This window comes from Pseudomonas shiyinii (assembly GCF_056725765.1).
Genome location: NZ_CM161522.1, coordinates 3,812,667 through 3,837,785, shown reverse-complemented (window position 1 = coordinate 3,837,785; position 25,119 = coordinate 3,812,667). Strand labels below are relative to the sequence as shown.

Annotated in this window: 21 protein-coding genes; 18 read left to right on the top strand and 3 right to left on the bottom strand. The window is 63.8% G+C overall.

Annotated elements, in window-relative coordinates:
* Window positions 1–3: 3 nt before the first annotated feature.
* From iscX to ACXHGZ_RS17220, 12 genes are all read left to right on the top strand, one after another.
* Window positions 4–204, top strand: a complete 201-nt coding sequence (gene iscX / locus ACXHGZ_RS17275; protein WP_003257859.1) for a Fe-S cluster assembly protein IscX — start codon at window positions 4–6, stop codon at window positions 202–204.
* Window positions 205–291: 87 nt separating this feature from the next.
* Window positions 292–723, top strand: a complete 432-nt coding sequence (gene ndk / locus ACXHGZ_RS17270) for a nucleoside-diphosphate kinase (protein WP_023382208.1) — start codon at window positions 292–294, stop codon at window positions 721–723.
* Window positions 724–747: 24 nt separating this feature from the next.
* A complete protein-coding gene (gene rlmN / locus ACXHGZ_RS17265) occupies window positions 748–1,893 on the top strand; it encodes a dual-specificity RNA methyltransferase RlmN (protein ID WP_084858484.1) in 1,146 nt (381 codons plus the stop codon).
* A 12-nt stretch (window positions 1,894–1,905) separates the two neighbouring features.
* Window positions 1,906–2,667: a type IV pilus biogenesis/stability protein PilW gene (pilW, locus tag ACXHGZ_RS17260; protein WP_480460690.1), complete on the top strand. Its 762-nt coding sequence runs from the start codon at window positions 1,906–1,908 to the stop codon at window positions 2,665–2,667.
* Window positions 2,664–3,743, top strand: a complete 1,080-nt coding sequence (locus ACXHGZ_RS17255) for a RodZ domain-containing protein (RefSeq protein ID WP_480460689.1) — start codon at window positions 2,664–2,666, stop codon at window positions 3,741–3,743. The genes pilW and ACXHGZ_RS17255 overlap by 4 nt, the downstream gene beginning before the upstream one ends.
* Before the next feature lie 3 nt (window positions 3,744–3,746).
* A complete protein-coding gene (gene ispG / locus ACXHGZ_RS17250) occupies window positions 3,747–4,856 on the top strand; it encodes a flavodoxin-dependent (E)-4-hydroxy-3-methylbut-2-enyl-diphosphate synthase (protein ID WP_480460688.1) in 1,110 nt (369 codons plus the stop codon).
* A 24-nt stretch (window positions 4,857–4,880) separates the two neighbouring features.
* Complete coding sequence (hisS, locus tag ACXHGZ_RS17245; protein WP_084854594.1) at window positions 4,881–6,170, top strand: histidine--tRNA ligase; 1,290 nt, start codon at window positions 4,881–4,883, stop codon at window positions 6,168–6,170.
* 40 nt (window positions 6,171–6,210) lie between these two features.
* Window positions 6,211–6,852: a tetratricopeptide repeat protein gene (locus ACXHGZ_RS17240; protein WP_084854593.1), complete on the top strand. Its 642-nt coding sequence runs from the start codon at window positions 6,211–6,213 to the stop codon at window positions 6,850–6,852.
* Window position 6,853: 1 nt separating this feature from the next.
* On the top strand, window positions 6,854–7,996 hold the full coding sequence (bamB, locus tag ACXHGZ_RS17235; protein WP_084854592.1) for an outer membrane protein assembly factor BamB: 1,143 nt from the start codon (window positions 6,854–6,856) through the stop codon (window positions 7,994–7,996).
* A 117-nt stretch (window positions 7,997–8,113) separates the two neighbouring features.
* On the top strand, window positions 8,114–9,580 hold the full coding sequence (gene der / locus ACXHGZ_RS17230) for a ribosome biogenesis GTPase Der (RefSeq protein WP_480460687.1): 1,467 nt from the start codon (window positions 8,114–8,116) through the stop codon (window positions 9,578–9,580).
* A gap of 213 nt (window positions 9,581–9,793) precedes the next feature.
* Window positions 9,794–10,942, top strand: coding sequence for a pyridoxal phosphate-dependent aminotransferase (locus ACXHGZ_RS17225; protein ID WP_480460686.1), 1,149 nt, complete (start codon window positions 9,794–9,796; stop codon window positions 10,940–10,942).
* Entirely contained in the window at window positions 10,930–11,721 is a 792-nt protein-coding gene (locus ACXHGZ_RS17220; RefSeq protein WP_084854589.1) for an amidohydrolase, read from the top strand. The genes ACXHGZ_RS17225 and ACXHGZ_RS17220 overlap by 13 nt, the downstream gene beginning before the upstream one ends.
* A gap of 120 nt (window positions 11,722–11,841) precedes the next feature.
* Here ACXHGZ_RS17220 and ACXHGZ_RS17215 read toward each other — a convergent pair whose 3' ends face one another.
* Both ACXHGZ_RS17215 and ACXHGZ_RS17210 read right to left on the bottom strand, forming a co-directional pair.
* Window positions 11,842–14,397, bottom strand: coding sequence for a PepSY domain-containing protein (locus ACXHGZ_RS17215; protein WP_480460685.1), 2,556 nt, complete (start codon window positions 14,395–14,397; stop codon window positions 11,842–11,844).
* A 103-nt stretch (window positions 14,398–14,500) separates the two neighbouring features.
* On the bottom strand, window positions 14,501–16,783 hold the full coding sequence (locus tag ACXHGZ_RS17210) for a TonB-dependent receptor (RefSeq protein WP_480460684.1): 2,283 nt from the start codon (window positions 16,781–16,783) through the stop codon (window positions 14,501–14,503).
* Between the two features lie 219 nt (window positions 16,784–17,002).
* Here ACXHGZ_RS17210 and ACXHGZ_RS17205 point away from each other — a divergent pair, with 219 nt between their 5' ends.
* The 3 genes from ACXHGZ_RS17205 (at window position 17,003) to ACXHGZ_RS17195 (ending at window position 19,127) form a co-directional block, all read left to right on the top strand.
* On the top strand, window positions 17,003–17,683 hold the full coding sequence (locus tag ACXHGZ_RS17205) for a Fe2+-dependent dioxygenase (RefSeq protein WP_084854586.1): 681 nt from the start codon (window positions 17,003–17,005) through the stop codon (window positions 17,681–17,683).
* 3 nt (window positions 17,684–17,686) lie between these two features.
* Window positions 17,687–18,436 carry a tetratricopeptide repeat protein gene (locus ACXHGZ_RS17200; protein WP_480460683.1) on the top strand — a complete coding sequence of 250 codons (750 nt, stop codon included), beginning with the start codon at window positions 17,687–17,689 and terminating at the stop codon, window positions 18,434–18,436.
* A gap of 160 nt (window positions 18,437–18,596) precedes the next feature.
* Window positions 18,597–19,127: a hypothetical protein gene (locus ACXHGZ_RS17195; RefSeq protein WP_480460682.1), complete on the top strand. Its 531-nt coding sequence runs from the start codon at window positions 18,597–18,599 to the stop codon at window positions 19,125–19,127.
* A gap of 224 nt (window positions 19,128–19,351) precedes the next feature.
* Here the strand turns inward: ACXHGZ_RS17195 and ACXHGZ_RS17190 are convergent, their stop codons facing one another.
* The gene (locus tag ACXHGZ_RS17190; protein ID WP_084854583.1) at window positions 19,352–20,515 is read right to left on the bottom strand and encodes a type III PLP-dependent enzyme; all 1,164 of its coding nucleotides are present in this window, start codon (window positions 20,513–20,515) and stop codon (window positions 19,352–19,354) included.
* Window positions 20,516–21,049: 534 nt separating this feature from the next.
* Between ACXHGZ_RS17190 and ACXHGZ_RS17185 the strand changes: the two genes are divergently transcribed.
* From ACXHGZ_RS17185 to ACXHGZ_RS17175, 3 genes are all read left to right on the top strand, one after another.
* On the top strand, window positions 21,050–21,592 hold the full coding sequence (locus ACXHGZ_RS17185) for an RNA polymerase sigma factor (protein WP_416768181.1): 543 nt from the start codon (window positions 21,050–21,052) through the stop codon (window positions 21,590–21,592).
* A gap of 17 nt (window positions 21,593–21,609) precedes the next feature.
* Entirely contained in the window at window positions 21,610–22,569 is a 960-nt protein-coding gene (locus ACXHGZ_RS17180; RefSeq protein WP_480460681.1) for a FecR family protein, read from the top strand.
* 108 nt (window positions 22,570–22,677) lie between these two features.
* Window positions 22,678–25,107 (top strand): TonB-dependent siderophore receptor, encoded by a 2,430-nt coding sequence (locus ACXHGZ_RS17175; protein ID WP_480460680.1) that lies wholly within the window; start codon window positions 22,678–22,680, stop codon window positions 25,105–25,107.
* Window positions 25,108–25,119: the final 12 nt, after the last annotated feature.

The window sequence follows — 25,119 nt, the reverse complement described above, 5'->3', positions numbered from 1 at the left end:
AGCATGAGCCTGAAATGGATTGATGTACTTGAGATCGCCATCCAGCTTGCGGAAAGCAAGCCCGAGGTCGATCCTCGTTATGTGAATTTCGTCGATCTGCACCGCTGGGTACTGGCCTTGCCAGAATTCAGCGACGATCCGTCACGCGGCGGTGAGAAAGTGCTCGAGGCCATCCAGGCGGCCTGGATCGAAGAAGCCGACTGAGCGTCACCTGCAGGTTAGGCAATCCCCTGGAACCCGCGTATAATTCGCGGGTTTAATTTTTCGCAACACTCAATTTTGGAGTTATCCATGGCTGTTCAACGTACCTTCTCCATCATCAAGCCTGACGCCGTTGCCAAGAACGTCATCGGCGAGATCACCACTCGCTTCGAAAAAGCCGGCCTGCGCGTCGTCGCTTCGAAGATGAAGCAACTGTCCAAGGCCGAGGCCGAAGGCTTCTACGCTGAGCACAAAGAGCGCGGCTTCTTCGCCGACCTGGTTGCCTTCATGACTTCGGGCCCTGTCATCGTTCAGGTTCTGGAAGGCGAAAACGCCGTTCTGGCCAACCGCGAACTGATGGGCGCCACCAACCCGAAAGAAGCTGCTGCCGGCACCATTCGCGCCGACTTCGCCGTTTCCATCGACGAGAACGCTGTTCACGGTTCCGACTCGGAAGCTTCGGCTGCCCGCGAAATCGCTTACTTCTTCTCCGCTACCGAGCTGTGCGACCGCATTCGCTAAGCGAAGCAGGTCTTGGGTGATTCCATGAGTGACATGACTGGCAAGATCAACCTGTTGGGCCTGACCCTGCAGGAAATGGAAAAATTCTTCGAGTCCATCGGAGAGAAGCGTTTTCGTGCCGGTCAGGTCATGAAATGGATTCACCACTTCGGCGTCGATGATTTCGCCGCCATGACCAATGTCGGCAAGGCCTTGCGCGAAAAGCTCGAGGCCGTTGCCGAGATTCGGGGGCCAGAGGTGGTCAGCGAAGACATTTCCGCCGACGGTACCCGCAAGTGGGTGGTCCGCGTTGCCTCCGGCAGCTGCGTCGAGACCGTCTACATCCCCACCGACGACCGCGGTACCCTGTGCGTCTCGTCGCAGGCCGGCTGCGCCCTGGACTGCAGTTTCTGCTCCACCGGCAAGCAGGGCTTCAACAGCAACCTCACCGCAGCCGAAGTGATCGGCCAGGTGTGGCTTGCCAACAAATCCTTCGGTACCGTCCCGGCCAAGATCGACCGCGCCATCACCAACGTGGTCATGATGGGCATGGGCGAACCGCTGCTGAATTTCGACAATGTCATCGCCGCCATGAAGATCATGATGGAAGATCTGGGCTATGGCATTTCCAAGCGCCGCGTCACGCTGTCCACCTCGGGCGTGGTGCCGATGATCGACGAACTGGCCAAGCACATCGACGTGTCGCTTGCGCTGTCGCTGCATGCGCCGAACGACGAACTGCGCAACCAGCTGGTTCCGATCAACAAGAAGTACCCGCTCAAGGTCCTGCTGGACTCCTGCATGCGCTACATGTCCACCCTGGGTGGCAAGCGCGTGCTGACCGTCGAGTACACCCTGCTCAAGGACGTCAACGACCAGCCCGAGCATGCGGCCCAGATGATCGAGCTGCTGCGCGACGTGCCGTGCAAGATCAACCTGATCCCGTTCAACCCGTTCCCGCATTCGGGCTACGAGCGGCCGAGCAACAACGCCATCCGCCGCTTCCAGGACCTGCTGCACCACGGCGGCTTCAATGTCACCACCCGTACCACCCGCGGCGAGGACATCGACGCTGCTTGTGGCCAACTGGTGGGCCAGGTCATGGACCGCACCCGTCGTAGCGAGCGCTACATCGCCGTGCGCCAGCTGAGCGCCGACGCGGAGCTCCAAGACAACGCCGTGCGCCACTGACAGGACCTGGCCATGACCCTGCGCGCCGCGCTGTCGATCCTGACGCTTTCGCTGCTGGCCGGCTGCGTGTCCGGTGGCGCGGGCGACCCCCTGGCCAGTCGCCAGGGGCGGGAGGAAGCAGGTCGGGCCTACGTGCAGTTGGGCCTGGGTTATTTGCAACAAGGTTTGACCGGGCAGGCCAAGGCGCCGCTGGTCAAGGCCCTGGCGCTCGACGGCAATGACGCCGATGCCCACGCCGCCCTGGCCCTGGTGTTCCAGGCCGAAGGCGAGCCGGCCCTGGCCGAGACGCACTTTCGCAAGGCCCTGTCGACCCGCCCGGGCGACACACGAATTCGCAACAACTACGGCAGTTTCCTTTATGCTCAGGGGCAATTTCGCCAGGCCCAGCAGATGTTTCGCCAAGCCGCGGCCGATACCCTGTATCCTGAGCGCTCGCGGGTCTATGAGAACTTAGGCCTGGTAGCCCTGAAGCTCGAGCATCGCGATCAGGCACGCGAATACCTGGGCAAGGCCCTGCAACTCGACCCTCGGCAACCGAAAGCGTTGCTGGAAATGGCTGAGTTGTCCTACGAAAACAGGCATTATGTGCCGGCCCGGGACTACTACGATCGTTTCAGCCAGCTGAGCGACGCGAATGCCCGAAGCCTGCTGTTGGGCAGCCGCCTTGCCAGGGCCTTCGATGAGCCGGGCACCGTGGCAGAGCTGGGCCAGCAATTACAACGACTTTATCCCGGTACGCCGGAATATCAGCAATACCTGTCGGAGCAACGATGAAAGCCGCGCACCCCGAAGTAGCAGCAGCGACTCGCCAGAATCCCGGTGAGGTCTTGCGCCAGGCCCGCGAGAACCGGGCGTGGTCGCAAGCCGAGGTGGCCCGCAAGCTCAACCTCACGGTAAGTTCGTTGAACAACCTGGAAAACGGCGCCTTCGACAAGCTGCCGGGGCATACCTTCGCCCGCGGCTATATCCGTGCCTATGCCAAGCTGATGGACATGGACCAGGCGCCGCTGGTCGAGGCTTTCGACCAATACACCGGCACCCATGCCAAGGGCAGCGAGGTTCATTCGCTGGGCCGTATCGAAGAGCCGGTGCGCCTTTCGCACAATATCCTGCGCGGTGTCAGCCTGTTGCTGCTGGTGGTCGTGGTCGGCGGTGGCTTCTTCTGGTGGCAGGACCAGAGCAGCCTGCGCGGCAAGGACCTGGCCAAGATGGCCCTGGAGCATGTCGAAGTCGAAAGCGCCGACGGCACCACCCAGATCCACCCGCTGGACGAGCCTGAAGACCAGGCGGTGACCGCGGGCCAACAGCCTGAAGCTGCACCGCTGCCGCTGGAGCAAGCCGAAAGCGCTGCGGCGCCAGAGGCCGGCAGCGCCAGCGCGACGCCGGCCGAGCCGGCTGCCACGCCTGCGCCCGCCGCGCCGGCGGTAGCCCCGGCACCGGCCGAAGCCGCAGCCCCGGCGGCCTCGACGCCACCGGCCACCCCGGTCGCGCCGGCCCCCAGTGCTCCCGCTGCTGCCGCCACCGCGCCAGCTGCCCCGGCTACCCCGGTTGCCCCCGTTGTTGCGGCTGCAACCACGCCCCAGGCTGCCCCGGCCGAAATCCCGGCCGGCAGCGGCAAGGTACAGATCCAGTTCACCGCCGATTGCTGGACCCAGGTCACCGACGGCAACGGCAAGGTGCTCTTCAGCGCGATCAAGCGCAAGGGCGACAGCCTCGACCTGAGCGGCAAGCCTCCGTTCGCAGTGCGCCTGGGCTTCGCCCGTGGCGCACAGGTCAGCTACAACGGCCAAGCGGTCGATGTGGCTCCGTTCACCAGTGGCGAGACCGCTCGCCTGAAGTTGGGACAGTAAGTCATGCACGGCGAATCTCCGATCAAACGTCGCGAATCCCGGAAGATCTGGGTCGGCAATGTACCGGTGGGCGGTGATGCGCCCATCGCGGTGCAGAGCATGACCAACACCGACACCAATGATGTCGCGGCCACCGTGGCGCAGATCCAGCGCCTGGTCGATGCCGGCGTCGATATCGTCCGTGTCTCGGTGCCGGACATGGACGCCGCCGAGGCGTTCGGCCGCATCAAGCAGCAGGTCAGCGTGCCGCTGGTCGCCGACATCCATTTCGACTACCGCATTGCCCTGCGCGTGGCCGAGCTGGGGGTCGACTGCCTGCGCATCAACCCGGGCAACATCGGCCGCGAAGACCGTGTGTGCGCGGTGGTCGATGCCGCCCGTGACCGCGGCATCCCGATCCGCATCGGCGTCAACGCCGGCTCCCTGGAAAAGGACCTGCAGAAGAAATACGGCGAGCCGACCCCGGCCGCACTGGTCGAGTCGGCCTTGCGCCATGTCGAGCACCTCGACCGCCTGGACTTCCAGGACTTCAAGGTCAGCGTCAAGGCCTCCGACGTATTCATGGCTGTCGAAGCCTACCGTCTGCTGGCCAAGCAGATCGTCCAGCCGTTGCACCTGGGCATCACCGAAGCCGGTGGCCTGCGCTCGGGGACGGTGAAATCCGCCGTCGGCCTCGGTATGCTGCTGGCCGAAGGCATCGGCGATACCATCCGCATTTCCCTGGCCGCCGACCCGGTCGAGGAAGTGAAGGTCGGCTACGACATTCTCAAGTCGCTGCACCTGCGCTCACGTGGCATCAACTTCATCGCCTGCCCCAGCTGCTCGCGGCAGAACTTCGATGTGGTCAAGACCATGAACGAGCTGGAAGGGCGCCTGGAAGACCTGCTGGTACCGATGGACGTGGCCGTGATCGGCTGCGTGGTCAACGGCCCGGGCGAAGCCAAGGAGTCCCACGTGGGGCTGACCGGCGGTACGCCGAACCTGGTCTACATCGATGGCAAGCCGTCGCAGAAGCTGACCAATGACAACCTGGTCGATGAGCTGGAAAAACTCATCCGCCAGAAAGCGGCCGAAAAGGCCGAGGCCGACGCGGCGCTGATCGCCCGTGGCTGATACCCAGATTCGTAAGGATTTTTCGTGAGCAAATCGCTGCAAGCCATCCGTGGCATGAACGACATCCTGCCTGAGCAGTCGCCCCTGTGGCGCTACTTCGAGGGCACCGTGGCCGGGCTGCTGGACACCTACGGCTACAGCCAGATCCGCACGCCGATCGTCGAGTTCACCGAGCTGTTCAAGCGCTCCATCGGTGAAGTCACCGACATCGTCGAAAAAGAGATGTACACCTTCGAGGACCGCAACGGCGACTCGCTGACCCTGCGCCCCGAAGGCACCGCCGCCTGCGTGCGCGCCGTGCTCGAGCATGGCATCACCGGCAACGGCCAGGTGCAGAAGCTCTGGTACATCGGCCAGATGTTCCGCCACGAGCGCCCGCAGAAGGGCCGCTACCGCCAGTTCCACCAGATCGGTGTGGAAGTGTTCAACCTGGAAGGCCCCGATGTCGATGCCGAGCTGATCATGCTGACCTGGCGTCTGTGGGGCTTGCTCGGCATCCAGGACGCGGTCAAGCTCGAGCTCAACAGCTTGGGCACCAGCGAAGCCCGCGCGCGCTACCGTGACGCGCTGGTCGAGTTCCTGTCGGCTCGCCTCGAGCAACTGGACGAAGACAGCCAGCGCCGCCTCAAGAGCAACCCGCTGCGCATCCTCGACAGCAAGGACCAGGGCACCCAGGCGGTGCTGGTCGACGCACCGAAGCTCGAGGACTACCTGGACGAAGAATCCCGCGTGCACTTCGAGGGCCTCAAGGCCCGCCTGGACGCCGCCGGCATTCCGTTCGTGATCAACACCAAGCTGGTTCGTGGCCTGGACTACTACAGCAAGACCGTGTTCGAGTGGGTCACCGACAAGCTCGGGGCCCAGGGCACCGTCTGCGCCGGTGGCCGCTACGATGGCCTGGTCGAGCAGATGGGCGGCAAGCCGACTCCGGGCGTGGGCTTCGCCATGGGCATCGAGCGCTTGATCCTGCTGCTCGAGACCCTGGGCAAGGTACCTGAGTCCATCAGCCGCCAGATCGATGTGTACCTGTGCGCCTTCGGCGAGCAGGCCGAGCTCGCTGGCCTGCGCCTGTCCGAGACCCTGCGCGATCGCCTGCCGGGCCTGCGCCTGGCGGTCAACGCTGGTGGCGGCAGCTTCAAGAGCCAATTCAAGAAGGCCGACAAGAGCGGGGCGCTGTTCGCCCTGATCCTCGGCGACGACGAGCTCGCGCAGCGCGTGATTGGCGTCAAGCCCCTGCGTGGCCAGGGCGAACAACAGAACATTGCCTGGGATGCTCTGGCCGAGCATCTGCAAGCCGCTTTCGCCCCGGCGTGAAGCGGACCAACCAGCCGAATTGCTGAAAAGGAGTATTGGGGTGTCGAGTACCGATGATGAAGGCCTGGCCGCAGCCAAGGACTGGTGGAACCGCAACGGCAAGCCGCTGCTGACCGGTGCCCTGCTGGCCGCCGCGGTGGTGATGGGCTGGCAGACCTGGCAGAAATACCAGACCAACCAGTCCCAGGGCGCCTCGGCCTTGTACCAGGCCCTGTTGGAAACCAGCCTGACGCCGAACGGCCAGCCCGACGCGGCCAAGGTCGCGGAGCTGTCCGGCAAGCTCAAGAGCGAGTTCGGTGGTTCGGCCTACGCCCAGTACGGCAGCCTCTTCGTGGCCAAGGTCGCGGTCGAGAGCGGCAAGCTGGACGACGCCGCTGCTGAGCTCAAGGGCGTGATGGACAAGCCGGCCGATGCCACCCTGGGCGAGATCTCGCGCCAGCGCCTGGCCCGCGTCCTGGCTGCCCAGGACAAGGCCGAGGAAGCCCTGAAGCTGCTCGATGGCGATACCGACAAGGCCTTCCAGGCCAGCCGCGAAGAGCTCAAAGGCGACCTGCTGGTCCAGCTGGGCCGCGCCGACGATGCCCACGGCGCCTATGAAAAAGCCAAGGCCGCGCTGTCTGACGACGCCGCGATCGGTGGCCTGCAACTGAAGCTGGATGACCTGGCCAAAGGGGACGCCTGACGTGATCGGTTGGAAACAAGCAGCAGTGTTGACCCTGGCCGTACTGGCGGCAGGTTGCAGCAGCAACAGCAAGAAGGAACTGCCCCCGGCCGAACTGACCAAGTTCACCGAGGAAGTGGTACTCAAGAAGCAATGGAGCCGCTCGATCGGTGACGGCCAGGGCGAGACCTACAACACCCTGGTACCTGCCATTGAGAACGACCGCATCTACGCCTCGGACGTCAACGGCCGGGTCATGGCCCTGGACCGCATCAACGGCGACGTGGTGTGGAAGCAGGACCTGGACCTGCCGGTTTCCGGCGCTGTGGGCGTCGGCTACGGCCTGGTCATGCTCGGCACCCTCAAGGGTGAGGTGATCGCCCTGGATGCCAGCACCGGTGAAGAGCGCTGGCGTTCGCAGGTGACCAGCGAAGTGCTGGCACCGCCGGCCAACAATGGCGACGTAGTCGTAGTGCAGACCCAGGACGATCGCCTGATCGGCCTGGATGCCGCGACCGGCGACCGCCTGTGGATCTACGAGAACACCCCGGCCGTGCTGACCCTGCGGGGCACCGGCGCGCCGGTCGTGACCAACCGCCTGGCCGTTGCCGGCCTGTCCTCGGGCAAGGTGATCGCCGTGGATATCCGCAACGGCGTACCGGTGTGGGAAAGCCGCGTGGCCATCCCCCAGGGCCGGTCCGAGCTGGATCGCGTGGTCGACATCGACGGCGGCCTGCTGCTGTCCGGTGGCACGCTCTACGTGAGCACCTACCAGGGCCGCGTCGCTGGCCTGGACCTGGAAAGCGGCCGCGTGCTGTGGCAGCGCGATGCTTCGAGCTACGTGGGTGTCGCCCAGGGCTTCGGCAACGTCTACGTCAGCGAGGCATCGGGCACCGTCGAGAGCATCGACGAGCGTTCGTCCACCGCGCTGTGGAGCAACGACAGCATGGCGCGCCGCCAGTTGTCGGCCCCGGAGGTGTTTTCCAGCTATGTGGCCGTGGGCGACTTCGAAGGCTACCTGCACCTGCTCAGCCAGGTCGATGGCCGCTTCGTCGGCCGTGAGAAGATCGACAGCGATGGCCTGCGCGCCCGGCCCCTGGTGGTCGGCGACACCATCTACGTCTTCGGCAACAGCGGCAAGCTCGAGGCACTGACCCTGCGCTGAAGCTAAGCTTGGGGTCGCATTCGGTCCCGAGCGGCGGCGCATGATGCGCCGCACGAACTCCGGCCGCTGCTTTGCAGCGGCCTTTGCATTTTCAAGAATTCAAGAGTGGAGAGCCGCATGGTTCCCGTAATCGCCCTGGTGGGACGGCCGAACGTCGGCAAATCCACCATGTTCAACCGCCTGACCAAGACCCGCGATGCCATCGTCGGCGACCTGTCGGGCCTGACCCGTGACCGCCAGTATGGCGATGCCACCTGGCAGGGTCGCTCCTACATCCTGATCGACACCGGCGGTATCACCGGCGACGAAGTGGGCATGGACGAGAAAATGGCCGAGCAGTCGCTGATGGCTATCGAGGAAGCCGACTATGTCCTGTTCCTGGTAGACGCCCGCGCCGGCATGACCGCTGCCGACCAGATGATCGCCGAGCACCTGCGCAAGCGGAACAAGGAAGCCATCCTGGTCGCCAACAAGATCGACAACATCGATGCGGACGTCGCCCGCGCCGAGTTCTCGCCCTTGGGCATGGGCAACGCCATTCCGGTGGCCGGCTCCCAGGGCCGCGGCATCAATGCGCTGATGGAGGCCGTGCTCGGCCATATCCCGCGCGACAATGTCGAGGAAGCCCTGGACGAGGAAGTCGCCGAAGGCGAGGAGGCCACGCGCATCCCCGGCCCGAGCGAGAAGGATGGCATCAAGATCGCCATCATCGGCCGCCCGAACGTCGGCAAGTCGACCCTGGTCAACCGTATGCTCGGTGAAGAGCGCGTGGTGGTGTACGACCAGCCGGGTACCACCCGCGACAGTATCTATATCCCGTTCGAACGTGACGACGAGAAGTACACCTTCATCGACACCGCCGGGGTGCGCAAGCGCGGCAAGATCCACGAGGAAGTCGAGAAGTTCTCGGTGGTCAAGACGTTGCAGGCGATCAAGGACGCCAACGTGGTGATCTTCGTCATGGACGCCCGCGAAGGCGTGGTCGACCATGACCTGAACCTGCTGGGCTTTGCCCTGGAAGCCGGCCGTGCCATCGTCATCGCCTTGAACAAGTGGGACGGCATGGAGCCGAGCGAGCGCGACTACGTCAAGACCGAGCTGGAACGCCGGCTGTTCTTCGTCGACTTCGCCGACATCCATTTCATCTCCGCCCTGCATGGTACGGGCGTGGGTCACCTGTACAAGTCGGTGCAGGCAGCATTCAAATCGGCCGTCACCCGCTGGCCGACCAGCCGCTTGACCCAGATCCTCGAGGACGCCATCAGCGAGCACCAGCCGCCGATGGTCAACGGTCGCCGGATCAAGCTGCGCTACGCCCACCTCGGTGGTGCGAACCCGCCACTGATCGTGATCCACGGCAACCAGACCGACAAGATCCCGCGGTCCTACTCGCGCTACCTGGAAAACACCTACCGCCGGGTGCTCAAGCTGGTCGGCACGCCGATCCGCATCGAGTACAAGGGCAGCGACAACCCGTTCGAGGGCAAGAAGAACACCCTCACCGACCGCCAGGTCAACAAGAAGCGCCGCCTGATGTCGCACCACAAGAAGGCCGAGAAGAAGCGTAAGGACAAGCGCAAGTAAGCCTAGCGCTCTGCTACAGCCCAATCGCGGGACAAGCCCGCTCCCATAGGTTCACCGTTGCGCTGAAGGCCGCGGTAAGTCTGTGGGAGCGGGCTTGTCCCGCGATTGGGCTACGTAGCCGCCCATCTTGTTTCAACCTTTTTCCTGACCGCCCGATCCGCTATGCTCGGCCTCTACCCCGTGCCGAATGCAGTGTCCAGGAAAGAGGGCGTCATGATCCGCAGCAAATTGCCGAACGTCGGCACGACCATCTTCACCACCATGTCGCAGTTGGCCGTGCAGACCGGTGCGCTCAACCTCTCCCAGGGCTTCCCCGACTTCGACGCGCCCCAGGCGTTGCTCGATGCCGTCTGCCGCCATGTGCTGGCAGGGCACAACCAGTATTCGCCGATGACCGGCCTGCCGGCGTTGCGCCAGCAGGTGGCGGCCAAGATCGCCCGGCTCTATGGCGCCAAGGTCGATGCCGACCAGGAAGTGACCATCACCCCGGGGGCCACCGAGGCGATCTTCTGCGCCATCCAGGCGGTGATCCAGGCCGATGACGAGGTGATCGTCTTCGACCCGTCCTATGACAGCTACGAGCCGTCCGTGGAGCTGGCCGGTGGCCGCTGCGTGCATGTGCAGCTCACCGACGGCGATTTTCGTATCGACTGGCAGAAATTCAGCGATGCCCTGACCCCGCGCACCCGCATGGTCATCCTCAACTCGCCGCACAACCCCAGCGGCGCGCTGATCAGCCGCGAGGACCTGGACCAGCTGGCGCGGCTGATCGAAGGCCGGGATATCTACCTGGTCAGCGATGAGGTGTATGAGCACCTGGTCTACGACGGGGTGCGCCATGCCAGCGTGCTGGCCCATGAGCAGCTGTACTCGCGGGCGTTCGTGATCAGCTCGTTCGGCAAGACCTACCATGTCACCGGCTGGAAGACCGGCTACGTGGTGGCGCCTCCGGCGTTGAGCGCCGAGCTGCGCAAGGTCCACCAGTACGTCAACTTCTGTGGTGTGACGCCTTTGCAGTGCGCCCTGGCCGACTTCATGGCCGAGCACCCGGCGCACATCGACGAACTGCCAGGCTTCTACCAAGCCAAGCGCGACCTGTTCTGCGATTTGTTGCAGGGCTCGCGTTTCAATTTCACCCGCACGCCGGGCACCTATTTCCAATTGGTGGACTATTCGCAGATTCGCCCGGACCTGGGCGACGTCGAGATGTCCCTGTGGCTGACCCGTGAGCATGGCGTAGCCGCCATTCCGGTCTCGGTGTTCTACCAGCAACCCATTCCCGAGCAACGCCTGGTACGCCTGTGCTTTGCCAAACGCGAGGAGACGCTGCGTCAGGCAGCGGAAAGACTATGCGCGATCTGAGTGCACTGCCCAACCTGAAAATCGCCCTGGTGCAGACGACCTTGGCCTGGCACGACCGCGAGGCCAACTATGCCCACTTCGAGGAACTGCTGGCGCAGGCCGGCGATGCGGACCTGGTGATCCTCCCTGAAATGTTCACCACCGGCTTTTCCATGGAGTCCGAGCGTCTCGCCGAGCCGGAGAACGGGCCGACCTATAAATGGCTCAAGGCCCAGGCCAAGAAGCACGATACCGTGATCACCGGGAGTGTGATCATCCAGGCGGCCGATGGCAGCCACCGCAACCGCCTGCTCTGGGCCCGGCCCGATGGTGAGATCCTGCACTACGACAAGCGCCACCTGTTCCGCATGGCCGGCGAGCACAAACACTACACCCCGGGCGAGCGCCAAGTGCAGTTCGAGCTCAAGGGCTGGCGGGTGCGCCCGTTGATCTGCTACGACCTGCGCTTCCCGGTATGGAGCCGCGACGCCCAGGATACCGACTTGCTGCTGTATACCGCCAACTGGCCGGCCGCGCGTCGTCAGCACTGGAACCGGCTGTTGCCGGCGCGGGGCATCGAGAACCTGTGCTTCGTGGCGGCGGTGAACCGGGTGGGCACCGACGGCAAGGGCTTTGCCTATTCGGGCGACAGCCAGGTGCTGGACTTCCAAGGTGAGAGCCTGCTCAGTGCGGGCGAGGCCGACGGGGTGTTCACCGTGGTGTTGCGAGCGGCGGAGCTGGCCGCCTACCGGGCGCGGTTCCCGGCCAACCTGGATGCCGATACCTTCGAGTTGCATTGACCGACAATACCGGCCCTGTCGCGGGACAAGCCCGCTCCTACAGGTATCGCGGTGCCGCCATGGACTGCGCTGTACCTGTAGGAGCGGGCTTGTCCCGCGACAGGGCCAGTACGGCCTACATCAATACACATCGCGCCGATACCGCCCATCCTCGATCAGCTGCTGTACCACTTCGCTCCCGAGAATGCCGTTGAGCGCCGCGTCCACACCGGCCGCCATGCCCTTCAAGCTGCCGCATACATGGATGCATGCCCCGTCGGCGACCCAGCGCTTGAGCGTCTCGGCCTGCTGCAGCAATACATCCTGCACATAGACCTTCTGCGCCTGGTCCCGCGAGAACGCCAGGTCCAGCCGCTGCAGGTCACCCTTGGCCAGCCACGCTTGCAGCTGGTCACCGCACAACAGGTCGTAGGCCCGGTTGCGCTCGCCGAACAGCAGCCAGTTGCGTTGTTCGCCCTCGGCGATGCGTGCCTTGAGCAAGCTGCGCAGGCCGGCCAGGCCCGTGCCGTTGCCGATCAGGATCATCGGCGCTGGCGCATCAGGCAGGCGGAAGCCGCTGTTGCGCCGTAGGCGCGCGCTGACGTTGCCATGCACAGGCAGGTATTCGGTCAGCCACCCCGAACCCAGGCCCAAGGTGCCGTCAGGGTGCAGTTCCTGGCGTACGATCAGTTCCAGCACACCGTCGCTGGCAATCGAGGCAATGGAGTATTCCCGGGCCGTGATAGGGATCAGGGCATCGACCAAGGCCTGGGCATGCAGGCCTACCAGGTGTTCGCGGCTTCTGGGCAATTGCCGGCTGGCCAGGGCCTGCCCGAGGGGTTCGGTCAGGCCGTCGAGCTGGACGGGGGTAGCGGCATCCAGGCCCAGGCCGGCGAGCAGGGCGTCAACGCGGGGCTGGCCATTGCGTGGCAGCACTTCCACCAGGTCGCCGGCTTCCCAGGGCTGAGGTGCCTGTGGTTGCAGGCCGAGCAGGTAGACCGGCGCGCCCTGGCTGCCAGGGTTGAGCAACGTTCGGTGGTGCAGGGTCCAGTTGCTGAAGCTCGGCGGTTGCCAGGCATCGATCGGCTGGGCGCCGGTCAGTTGTGCCAGCTCCCGCTGCCATTGTTGCAGTGCGCCTTGATCGGCGTTGTCCACTTCCACCGGGCTGAAGGCGCGGGTGGCGCCGCGTTCGGCCAGCCAGGCCTGGAGCCTGCGGCCGAAGCCGCAGAAGTGCGGATACTGGCGGTCGCCCAGGGCGAGTACCGCATAGCTGAGGTTGTCCAGCGCCCACGGCTGGCCCAGGGCCTTGCGCTCGAAGGCGCGCGCACTGTCGGGCGCTTCGCCGTCGCCGAAGGTGCTGACCACGAACAATGCTCGCCTGGCCTGGCGCAGCTCGGCCTCGCCCAGCTCGGCCAGCGGGCGCACTTGCACCGGCAGGCCGGCCGCCTGCAGTTGCCCGGCGCTCTGCCAGGCCAGCTGCTCGGCGAAACCGCTTTGGCTGGCGAAGCCGATCAGCCAGCTGTCAGTGGTCGTGGCAGTGGGCGTGACGCTGCCGCGGGCGGCCAGGACCTGGCGTTTCTTGCGGCGACGGTCGAGGTACAACAGCCAGCCGGTGACGAAGAACAGCGGCATGGTGAGGCTGGCAAGGGTGGCGATGATGCGCCCTGGCAGGCCGAAGTATTCGCCGACATGCAGGGCATAGACACTCTGCAGCAGCTGGGCCTTGAAGGATTTGTCGGTGTAGCGGTCGTGGCGCTTCACCTGGCCGGTGGCCGGGTCCAGCACCAGCGTGTTGAACGCACGCGGGTGGTCGGCATTCTCCAGCAGGTAGAACAGATTGGCCGGCTGGCCGCCCGCCGGGGGCAGGCGCAGATTGTACATGGCCAGGCCGGGGCCTGCGGCGTCCTTGAGGTTGGCCCAGATCGCGTCGTAGTCGACCACCAATGGCGGAGCGTTCTTGTCCACCTTTGGTGGGCCGTGACGCCCGCGGCCTTCGCCACGTTTTTGCTGTTGCCCGGCGGCCGGCGCATCGGCCAGCAGCTTGTTCAGGCCCTCGCGGTACCACTCGTAGGACCAGAACAGGCCGGTGAGGGCGAACAGCAGGTAGAACAGCAAGCACCAGGTGCCTGCCACCGCGTGCAGGTCCCAATTGAAGGCGCGGCCTTTCTTGGCCCAGTCGAAGGTCAGCCAGGTGCGCCAGTTCAAAGCCTGGCGCGGCCAGCGCAGGTACAGGCCGGAGAGGCAGAAGAAGATCAGCATCAAGGTACAGGCGCCGGTGATCTGCCGCCCGGTGTCACCCATGGCCAGGAAACGGTGCAGCTGCAACATCAGGTTGAAAAAGCCCAGCCCGGTCACTTCGCCCTTGAGCTCACCTGTGTATGGGTCGGCATAGCGCAGCTCGCCGCGGCGCTCCCCTGGCGGGGGCGTGAAGAAGATGCGTGCGGCATTGCCGTCGCGGGTATCGACCCACAGCATCGCCACCTTGTCGCCCTGGGCCGCCTCGACCCGGCGTACCAGCTCGGCCGGTGGCAGCACGCCTTCCTTGCGCACCTCTACCTTCAATGCGTGCGGGTTGAGCACACGCAGCAGTTCGTCCTGGAACGAATAGAGCGCGCCGGTGATGCCCATCAGCGCCAGCACGAGGCCGGCGGTGATGCCAAAGAACCAGTGCAATTGGAACAGCGACTTCTTCACCACATCGATCACCTTGTCTTGGCGCCGGGCAGGGCGCGGCGTGCATTATGCCTTGGTACGCGAAAGCCCCGCACACCGGAATGGGCGGGGCTTTCGGTCAGCTTCCTCAGAAGTGGACGCTGGTAGTCAGCAGGGCAGTGCGACCTGCTGCCTGGTTGGCGAAGTGGGTGGAGTACGCCTTGTCGTAGTAGACCTCGTTGGTGAGGTTCTGCACGTTCAGTTGCAGGTCGATGTTCTTGGTCAGCTTGTAGGCCGCCATCGCGTCGTAGCGCACGTAGCTGTCGACCATGGTGGTGTTGGCAACGCTGCCGTACACGTCATCCACATAGAAGGCACCGCCACCGATTGTCAGCTTTGGCGTAACCGCGTAGGTGGTCCACAGGCTGGCGCTGTTGTTCGGGGTGTTTGGCAACTGGTTGCCATCATTGGCCTTGCCACGTGGACCACCATCGATCTGTCGGGCTTCCATGTAGGTGTAGCCGGCGAATACTTGCCACTTGTCGGTGAGCTTGCCGCTGGCCGACAGCTCGATACCCTCGACGCGGGTTTCGCCAACGTTCTCGTAACTGGTGGTGTCGACCTGGACGCGGGCGTTTTCCTTTTCGGTCCGGAACAGGGCTGCTGCCAGGGACAGCCGCTCGTCAAGCAGGTCCCATTTGGTGCCGATCTCGTAGTTGGTGGTCTCTTCCGGCTCCATGTCACTGCTCAAAATGTTACCGCCACGGTCTGGGGTGCCTGGCAACGGGTTGGCTTCGGTACCTTCGCCCAGCATGGCGCCCGGCGGGGTCGCGGAGGTGGCGTAGGAGACATAGATGCTGCCGTTGTCGGCCGGTTTCCACACCAGGCCCAGCTGACCGGTGAAGAACTCACTCTTGTCACGGCCTTTGTTCAGGGTGCCGTCCTTGTTCACGACGGTGGCGCCGGAGGCGTCGTAGCCGCGGAACTTGGTGTCGAAATGGTCGTAGCGCAGGCCCATGTTCAGCAACCACTGGGGTGTCAGCTCCAGGGTGTCGAACACATAGATCGCACGGGTCTTGCTGCTGGTCTTGGTGCCTGCATAGTTGCGCGTGACGGTGCCGTCCCAGGCATCGTCCGGGTTCGGATCGCTCAGCGATGTGCAGCTGCCACCATGGCTCGGCCCGGTGCAGTCGGTGATCTTGCTGTTCGGCGAAACCGTGTAGCTCTGGCGGTCGGATTCTTCCTTGGTGAACTCGACACCAGTAGAGAAACTGTTCTTGAAGCCGCCGACGTAGAACTCGCCGAACAGGTCGGTCTGGTTGGTTGTGGTAGCGGTATTGCCTACCCGGGTATTGGCGCGGCGCCAGACACCGTTGTTGTTGACGTTGCCCACGCTGTCGTCAGGCTGGGTCAAGACATAGTCCTGCATGCTGTTGCCATGGCGCAGGGTGTTCTTGATCGTCAGCGAGTCGGTCAGGTCGTGCTCGAGGGCGATGGTGGCGATATCAGTGCGGGTCTTGCGGAAGTCGCGGTCGGTCAGGCCGTAGAAATTATCGCTGTCACCGCCGTCGGTGGGCTTGCTTGGGTGCGCCGATGTGCGTGCGTTGCTGCCTGCGCGTGGAATGCTGTATGGGATGCCCGAATCCGGCAGGTCGTCGCTTTCCAGGTGGTAGTAGTCGAGGTTCAACCGGGTCGGTGTGCCGAGGCCGAAGGCCAGCGAAGGTGCGATACCCCAGCGGTCATAGTTGACCTTGTCGCGGCCGGCGACGTTGCTTTCGTGGGTCATCAGGTTGAGACGACCGGCGACGGTGTCGCTGAACTGGTAGTTGCCATCGAAGGTGTAGCGCTGGGTCTGGTCGCTGCCCCAGGTCCAGGCGCCATCAAGCGAGTTGCCCAGGTGCGCGCGCTTGCTGACCAGGTTGATCGTGCCGCCTGCAGCACCACGGCCGCCGATGGCCGAATTCGGGCCCTTGGCCACTTCCACCGATTCGATGGCAAAGATCTCGCGGGTTTGTGCACCAGTGTCGCGTACACCGTCCAGGTAGGTGTCACCCTGGGCATCGAAACCACGAATAAATGGGCGGTCGCCCTGGGGGTTACCGCCTTCACCTGCGCCGAAGGTGATGCCCGGGACCGTACGCAGGGCATCTTGCAAGGTCAGGGCATTGGTGTCCTTGATGACTTGCTGTGGAATCACGGTGATCGAGCGGGGAGTGTCCACCAGCGGAGCGGTGTACTTCTGCGAGGAGGCTTTGTCGACCTTGTACTCAGTATTGGCCTGTTCTGCCTTGCCGTTGATGCTGGTGGCGTCCAGGGTGATGGCATTGCTGGCAGCAGGGTCTGCCGCATAGGCGGAAGTAGCGCTGATCGCCACGCCAATGGCAGAGGCAAGCAGACGAGGTGAACTCACAGCAGATGGCACGTGACGCATTTTGATGAACCTTCCCCAAGGTATGAACTGCGCGGATCTTAATGTAAGCAATTGTGACTAACAATTGAGAACCGTTAACATTCGTGAGGAATTTACAATCTTTACAATTTCTCTTTACGGTTTTAAGCAGCTGAAACGTCGGAAGCGGCGAGTGGGGCTTGTGGGGAGTAAAAGGTAATCAATATCATTGGCGACTTCCTCCTGCCAGGTGCCGCCGCCATGCTGCTTCACATCCCCGGTCTGTTCGACGCCGACGAGCTGTCTCGCATCCGCGAGGCGCTGGAGCAGGCCGACTGGGCCGACGGCAAGGTCACGGCGGGCTACCAGTCGGCCAAGGCCAAGCACAACCTGCAATTGCCCGAGGGGCATGCGCTGGCCAAGGAGATCGGCAGTGCCCTGATCGAGCGCCTGTGGCGCAACCCGCGGTTCATGTCCGCGGCCTTGCCGCACAAGGTGTTCCCGCCGCTGATCAATTGCTACCGCGAAGGCGGCAATTTCGATTTCCACATCGACAACGCTCTGCGTCAGCCCAAGGGCAGCCCAGAGCGGGTGCGTACCGACCTGTCCTCGACCTTGTTTCTCAGCGACCCCGGCAGCTACGACGGCGGTGAACTGGTGATCCAGGACACCTTCGGCACGCAGCAGGTCAAGCTGGCGGCCGGGGACATGGTGCTGTACCCCGGTACCAGCCTGCACAAGGTCAACCCGGTGACCCGAGGGGCCCGCTATGCGGCGTTCTTCTGGACCCAGAGCCTGGTGCGCGAGGACAGCCAGCGGGCGCTGCTGTTCGAGATGGACAACGCCATCCAGCAATTGACCGCCGACGTGCCCGACCACCCCTCGCTGCTGCAGCTGACCGGCACCTACCATAACCTGCTGCGTCGTTGGGCCGAGGTCTGAGCGGTGTCCTACCCGTTGCGCCGTGAGGAAGTGGTGGATGTCGCGAGCCTGCAGGCCATGCTCGAAGACAGCCCCGGCAAGGCTGCCCAGGCGATCCTGGCGGCAGCAGGGCAGGGCGTGGTGCAGGCCCAATTGTTGTTGGGGCAGATCCTGCTCGATGGGCGGGGCATCGAACGTGACCCTGCCCTGGCTCGTCAATGGTTTGGTATCGCCGCCCAGGCCGGCAGTGCCATGGCGCACAACATGCTGGGGCGATGCCTGGAACAGGGTTGGGGTGGGGCGAGCAACCTGGCGCAGGCGGCCATTCATTATGCCCGGGCAGCCGATGCCGGGTTGGACTGGGGCCTCTACAACCTGGGCAACCTGCTGGCCACCGGGCGCGGGGTGCCGGCCGACCAGGCCCAGGCTTTGGCCTGTTACGAGAAGGCCGCGCAGCTGGGGCATGCCAAGTCGATGAACCTTTATGGGCGCTACCTGGAACAGGGCATTGCCACCGCAGCCAGCCCGGCACGGGCGGTTCGCTGGTATCGCCGGTCGGCCGAGGCGGGGGATTTCCGGGGCATGTTCAGCCTGGCGATGGTCCTCATCGAGCGAGGGCAGATGCATGAAGCCGGCCCTTGGCTGGAGCGTGCGCGTGTCGAAGGCAATCACAACTTTTTACGCAGTGCGTTGGCCACCTTGCTTGGCGCCGGGCCTTTGCTGGCTGAGCATGCGGCAGCCTATGCCGCTGAGCTGGAGATGCGCGAAGCCTGACCAGCCGGCCAATTCGCGGGACAAGCCCGCTCCCACAGGGGCGGTGCCATCCATCTGTTCTGCGGCCGCACTTGCCATGCAGGGAAGCGGCTCAGGCTTAATCCGCTGCCGGGAAGCATGGATCGTTGCCGCTCCTACATGGCAACTGAGGAAAACGACCATGCGCTTCATACAAGAACGCTCCTTCATCGCAACCTTCACCTCCGTGACGCCTGGCTATCTGGGCATACTCGATTCGGTCGAGGGTACTCCCGGGGAGCGCAAGAATGCCTGGCTGACCATTGGCTCCCCCAGCTGTGTCAAAGAGCAGCAACGTTTCTGGTTCGGGTATTACGAGGGGCAGGACGCGGGATATCAGGTGCGGACCGTGATGTCCGGGGACGATAGCGCCCATCGCACTATCTGGGACCTGAGCTTCAACAAGTCGGTGGGGTACTACCAAAAGAGTGACAAGCCAGTCCTGTGGCGGGTGCGGGTCGAGGGGGCGAAGCTGCAGATGCCTGAAGTTCGCATCTACGAAGATGTCACGCTGGCCATGCCCGGGCAGGCGATGATGAGCGTGGCCAACCGGGCGCCATGGGATGAACACTATGTCGGGATCGGCAGGCCGAACACGCTGTACTTCAGAATGGATGTCCAGGAAACGAACGTGCCGGAGTTCGTGAGCTACGACCAATACCGACGCCGTTAAGCGGCTCAATGAAAAACGGGGCCTTGCGGCTAGTGCCGGTCAGTTGAGCCTTATCGGCTGCACTCGGGGCTGCTACACAGCCCATCGCCGGCAAGCCGGCTCCCACAGGGACAGCGCTGCTCTCGAGGCTGACGCGGTATTGTGGGAGCCGGCTTGCCGGCGATGGCGTGCAGCGTCCCACATCCTTAACTGACAGGCTTTAGGCTTTGCGGCCCCGTTCTGTTTTACAGGTAGTACGCCTTCAGCGGCGGGAAGCCGTTGAACTCCACCGCGCTGTAGCTGGTGGTGTAGGCGCCGGTCGACAGCCAATACAGGCGGTCGCCGATGGCCAGGTTCAGCGGCAGGCCGTATTTGTAGTGCTCGTACATGATGTCGGCACTGTCGCAGGTGGGGCCGGCGATGACCACTTCTTCCATCTCGCCTTTCTTCTCGGTCCAGATCGGGAACTTGATGGCTTCGTCCATGGTTTCGATCAGGCCGGAGAACTTGCCCACGTCGGTATAGACCCAGCGCTCCACCGCGGTGCGCGACTTGCGCGCCACCAGCACCACTTCGCTGACCAGGATGCCGGCGTTGGCGATCAGCGAGCGGCCTGGCTCGAGGATGATTTCCGGCAGGTCGTCGCCGAAGTCTTCCTTGAGGAAGCGGATGATTTCCTCGGCGTAGGTTTCCAGGCTGTTGGTGCGGGTGATGTAGTTGGCCGGGAAGCCGCCGCCCATGTTGATCATCTTCAGCTCGATGCCATCTTCATCCTTAAGGCGTTCGAAGATCACCTTCACCTTGGCGATGGCCGCGTCCCAGACGCTGATGTCGCGCTGCTGGGAGCCCACGTGGAACGACACGCCGTAGGGCACCAGGCCCAGGTCGCGGGCGAGGATCAACAGGTCCATGGCCATGTCGGTCTGGCAACCGAACTTGCGCGACAGCGGCCAGTCGGCGGTGGTCGAGCCTTCGGTCAGGATACGGACATAGACCTTCGAGCCCGGGGCAGCCTTGGCGATGTTGCGCAGATCCGCTTCGGAGTCGGTGGCGTACAGGCGCACGCCCTTCTCGTAGAAGTAGCGGATGTCCTTGGACTTCTTGATGGTGTTGCCGTAGCTGATGCGGTCGGCGCTGACACCCTGGTTCATCACCTTGTCCAGCTCGTAGATCGAGGCGATGTCGAAGTTCGAGCCCTTGTCCTTGAGCAAGTCGATGATCTCGACCGCCGGGTTGGCCTTGACGGCGTAGTACACCTTGGCGAACTCGAAACCGGCGCGCAGGTCATCGTAGGCCTGGCTGATGATCTGGGTATCGATGAGTACGAACGGGGTTTCCTGCTTGTCGGCGAACGCCTTCATCTTCTGGAAGGTTTCGCGCGCGAAATAGTCTTCGACCTGGATCGACATGCTGAGGGACTCCATGGGCAAACTGAAAAGGTAAGTGGCAGCAAACTGAACGTCCTCCGTATCCCCACTTTGGTTCGCCTACTTCCCAAGGCATGTCGCCGAAAGCAAAAAGGTCAACCGTGCCCGTGAAGCGGAGCGGCGGGTGACCTTGCTGTCTCGTCGTCAGTACTTGAGCCGGATGGATCGTTTCCAGCATGGACGTTCGGCGCGCACTTTAGGGCGTGAACAAAGCAAGATCAACAGGCAATCCCGGCGTGTTGGCCGCGGATCGACGACCAGCTCATGGAATAACCGACTCATGTGACCGGCTGATGTTCCCCAAGGGTTGGAAGGCGTAAAAAATTGTGGAATGCAGGGTGATCGTCTGTTCGTGGGTAAACCCGATCTCACAGGGTTTTCAAGTTCCCTGTGGGAGCGGGTTCACCCGCGAAAAAGCCAGAGGTGTTCATATTTATGGCCACATCCATCTGGTACGTCGGTGCCTGTATCGACGCATAAATTTTTTGTTGCCGACTGACGGATTTGCTGTGCTTGATGAGAAACATTACTATTCGCAGCCTTCTCCGCCTCCCTGATGACCCCCCGACTGTGTCTGGACCCAAAGGCTTCCTCGACCACTACCACGAGCTGATCGGCACCTGGACGCGCAAGCTGCGCAGTCGCCCCCAGGCCGAGGACCTCGCCCATGATGCCTTCGTGCGGGTGTTGGAAAACCCACACCAGGCCGTCGAGCAGCCGCGCGCCTACCTGCACCAGACGGCTCGCAATATCGCAGTGGACGGTTACCGTCGTGATGACCGGCGCCAAGCCTTGGAGGAAGGGATGCTCGACGCCGGCCACCCAGGCAATGGCGACCCTGAAGCCTATGTGCATGCCCTGGAGTTGGCCGACTGCGTCGAGCGGGCCCTGGCCGAACTGCCGCTCAACTGCCGGCGGGTATTCGTCTGGCAGAAGCTCGAGGGGCTGAGCCAGGCCGAGATCGCCGAGCGCATGGGGTTGAGCAAGAACATGGTCGAAAAGTATATGATCCGCACGCTCCGGCATCTGCGTGAGCACCTGGATGTGTCGACCAGATGAGTCAGGAGACCCTTTGCATGAAACAGCCCGGCGCCGAGGACGTGCGCGAACAGGCCGCCGAATGGTTCGCCCGCATCAACGATGCGCCCACAGACAGCCGGCTGCAGGCGCAGTTGCAGCAATGGCTCGACGCCGACCCGCGTCACCGCGAGGAATACGACCTGCTTGGCCGATTATGGCAGGCCGCAGGCCAGGTTCCGCACGCACGATTGCGAGCGCTGTGCGAGCCTGCCCCGGCCAGGCAGCTGCCGCGCCGGCGCTTTCTGCAACAGGCCCTGGCGGCCAGTGTGGGCGTTGCCGCCCTGGGGCTGGGCTGGCGCTGGCACTACCAGCGTGAGTATCACCGGCAGGACCTGCAGACGGCACTGGGCGAGCGCCGCCAGCTCGAGCTGCCGGATGGCTCGCGGCTCGAACTCAATGGCGGTACCCGCCTGGGCGTGCGTTTCGGCGCGGCCCAGCGTCAGGTCGTGCTCGAGGCTGGCGAGGTGATGTTCAACGTCGCCCACGACAGCACGCGGCCATTCGTGGTCGAAACCGCCCAGGGCACGGTCACCGTGACCGGTACCCGCTTCGATGTACGCCTGGACCCTGGCCAGACCCGGGTGGCGGTCGAACAGGGTGCCGTGCGGGTGCAGGGTGCTTCGGGTTCGTTGGCGCAACTGACGGCGGGCCTGGGCTCGCACATCGGCGCGCAGGGGCAGGTGGCCGAACCCTATCCGGTGAATGCTGCGGCCCTGACCGCCTGGCGCCAGGGCAAGCTGGTATTCGACGATGCCACCTTGGCCGAGGTGGTCGCCGAAGTGTCCCGCTACCGGGCCCAGCCGTTGCGCGTTGCTCCGGGCAAGGTGGCTGGGCTCAGGCTTTCCAGCACCTTCAATATCGATGACACCGACGCCTTGTTGCGGGCCCTGCCAAGCATCCTGCCGGTGGCGATCAAGGCCCACCCTGACGGCTCCAGCGAAATTATTTCGAAATAGATTCAGGTTTTTTTCCGCTCGTTCGTCTTCCTCGCCAGCTGCAACTGCCAAGCATTTCCATTTGCGTGCGGTTGGCGTTTATTCCGGTTTTCAGGATCTTTCGACGACGTGAACAACAACAAGCCCTTCCTGCGTTTTCGCATTCTCGCCCTGGCCCTGGCGGTCAGCGCCGCCACTGCCAATGCATACGCCGAACAAGCTCCGGCGGCCATCCAGATCCAGGCCCAGCCGTTGGCCTCGGCCTTGAGCCAGCTCGGCCAGCAAACCCGTTTGCAACTATTCTTCAGCCCCGAACTGGTGGCGGGCAAGCAGGCCCCGGCGGTGTCGGGCGAGTTGGCGCCGGAACAGGCCCTGCAGCAATTGCTGCAGGGCAGCGGGCTGACGTATGAAATGTCCCAGGACACCGTGGTGGTCAAGCCGGCCCCGGCCGCCGGTACGCTCACCACCGGCAGCCTGGAGCTGGCGCCCACCGATATCAAGGTGGTGGGTGACTGGCTGGGCGATGCCGAGCAGAGCGTGGTGCAGAACCACCCTGGCGCGCGCACCGTGGTGCGTCGTGAGGCCATGGTGGAGAAGGGCGCAATGAACGTGCGCGATGTGTTGCGTGGCATCCCCGGCGTGCAGGTGCAGGACTCCAACGGCACCGGCGGCAGCGACCTGTCGCTCAACGTCGGTGTGCGGGGCCTGACCTCGCGCCTGTCGCCACGCTCGACCGTGTTGATCGACGGCATCCCCGCAGCCTTCGCGCCCTATGGCCAGCCGCAGCTATCCATGGCGCCGATTTCCTCGGGCAACCTGGACAGCATCGACGTGGTACGCGGTGCAGGCTCTGTGCGCTATGGCCCGCAGAACGTCGGCGGGGTGATCAACTTCGTCACCCGGGCGATCCCCGAGAAGGCCACCGGTGAATTGTCCACCACCCTGGAAACTTCCCAACATGGCGGTTGGAAGCACACCGAGTCGGCCTTCGTCGGCGGCACCGCCGACAACGGCATGGGCGTGGCGCTGCTGTACACCGGCGTCAATGGCGACGGCTACCGCAGCAGCAACAATGACAACGATATCGACGATGTCATGCTCAAGACCCACTGGGCGCCTACCGACAGCGACGAGTTCTGGCTCAACTTCCATTACTACGATGGCCGCGCCGACATGCCCGGCGGGCTGACCCAGGCCCAGTTCGACCAGGACCCGTTCCAGTCGCTGCGTGACTACGACTATTTCAGCGGTCGACGCAAGGATGTGTCGTTCAAGTGGCTGCGCCAGATCGACGATGCCACCCAGTTCGAGGTGCTGACCTACTACACCGACAGCTTCCGCGGCAGCGCCATCGCCTCGCGGGACATGAAGACCCTGTCGACCTACCCGCGCAACTACCACACCTTCGCCATCGAGCCGCGGGTGTCGCGGATCTTCTTCGCCGGCCCCACCACCCAGGAAGTCAGCGTCGGCTACCGCTACCTGAAGGAAGCCATGCGCGAGCAGTCGACCCGCCTGGGGCTGGTCGACAACGTACCGACGCCGGTACCCGGCTCCGACGGCCATGTGTTCCAGGACCGCAGCGGTGGTACCGAGGCCAGCGCCTACTACATCGACGACAAGATCGATGTCGGCAACTGGACCATCACGCCGGGCATCCGCTTCGAGCATATCAATACCGACTGGCGCGATCGCCCGGTGATCGGTGCCAACGGACGCCCGGTGGCGGAGAAGAAGCGCAGCATCACCAGCAACGAGCCGCTGCCGGCGCTGAGCGTGATGTACCACCTCTCCGATGCCTGGAAGCTGTTCGCCAACTACGAAACCTCCTTCGGCAGCCTGCAGTACTTCCAGCTCGGCCAGGGCGGGACCGGCAACAGCACGGCCAATGGCCTGGAGCCGGAAAAGGCCAAGACCTACGAGATCGGTACGCGCTATGACAATGGCGACTGGGCCGGTGAGCTGACGGCGTTCTACATCGACTTCGACGACGAACTGCAGTACATCAGCAACGACGTGGGCTGGACCAACCTGGGCGCCACCAAGCACCAGGGCATCGAGGCTTCGGTGCGCTACGACCTGTCGGGCCTCGACCCGCGCCTGCAAGGGCTGTCGGCCAATGCCGGCTACACCTATACCCGTGCGACCTACGAGGGCGAGATCCCAGGCTTCAAGGGGCGCGACTTGCCGTTCTACTCGCGCCAGGTTGCCACCGCAGGCCTGCGCTACGAGATCAACCGCTGGACCTGGAACCTCGACGCCTATGCCCAATCGAAGCAGCGCGCGCCGGGGACCGGGATCAATTCCGATGGCAGCTTCAACGGCGACTACATCACCGAGCCGAGTGCCGACGGGCAGTATGGCGACATTCCGGGCTACGTGACCTGGCATGTGCGGGGTGGGTATGACTTCGGGCCACAGGCGTCGAACCTCAAGGTGGCCGCGGGGGTGAAGAACCTCTTCGACAAGCAGTACTACACCCGCTCCAGCGACAACAACGCCGGGCTCTATGTGGGCGAGCCGCGTACGTTCTATGTGCAGGCCAGTGTAGGGTTCTGATGTCGAGCGGGG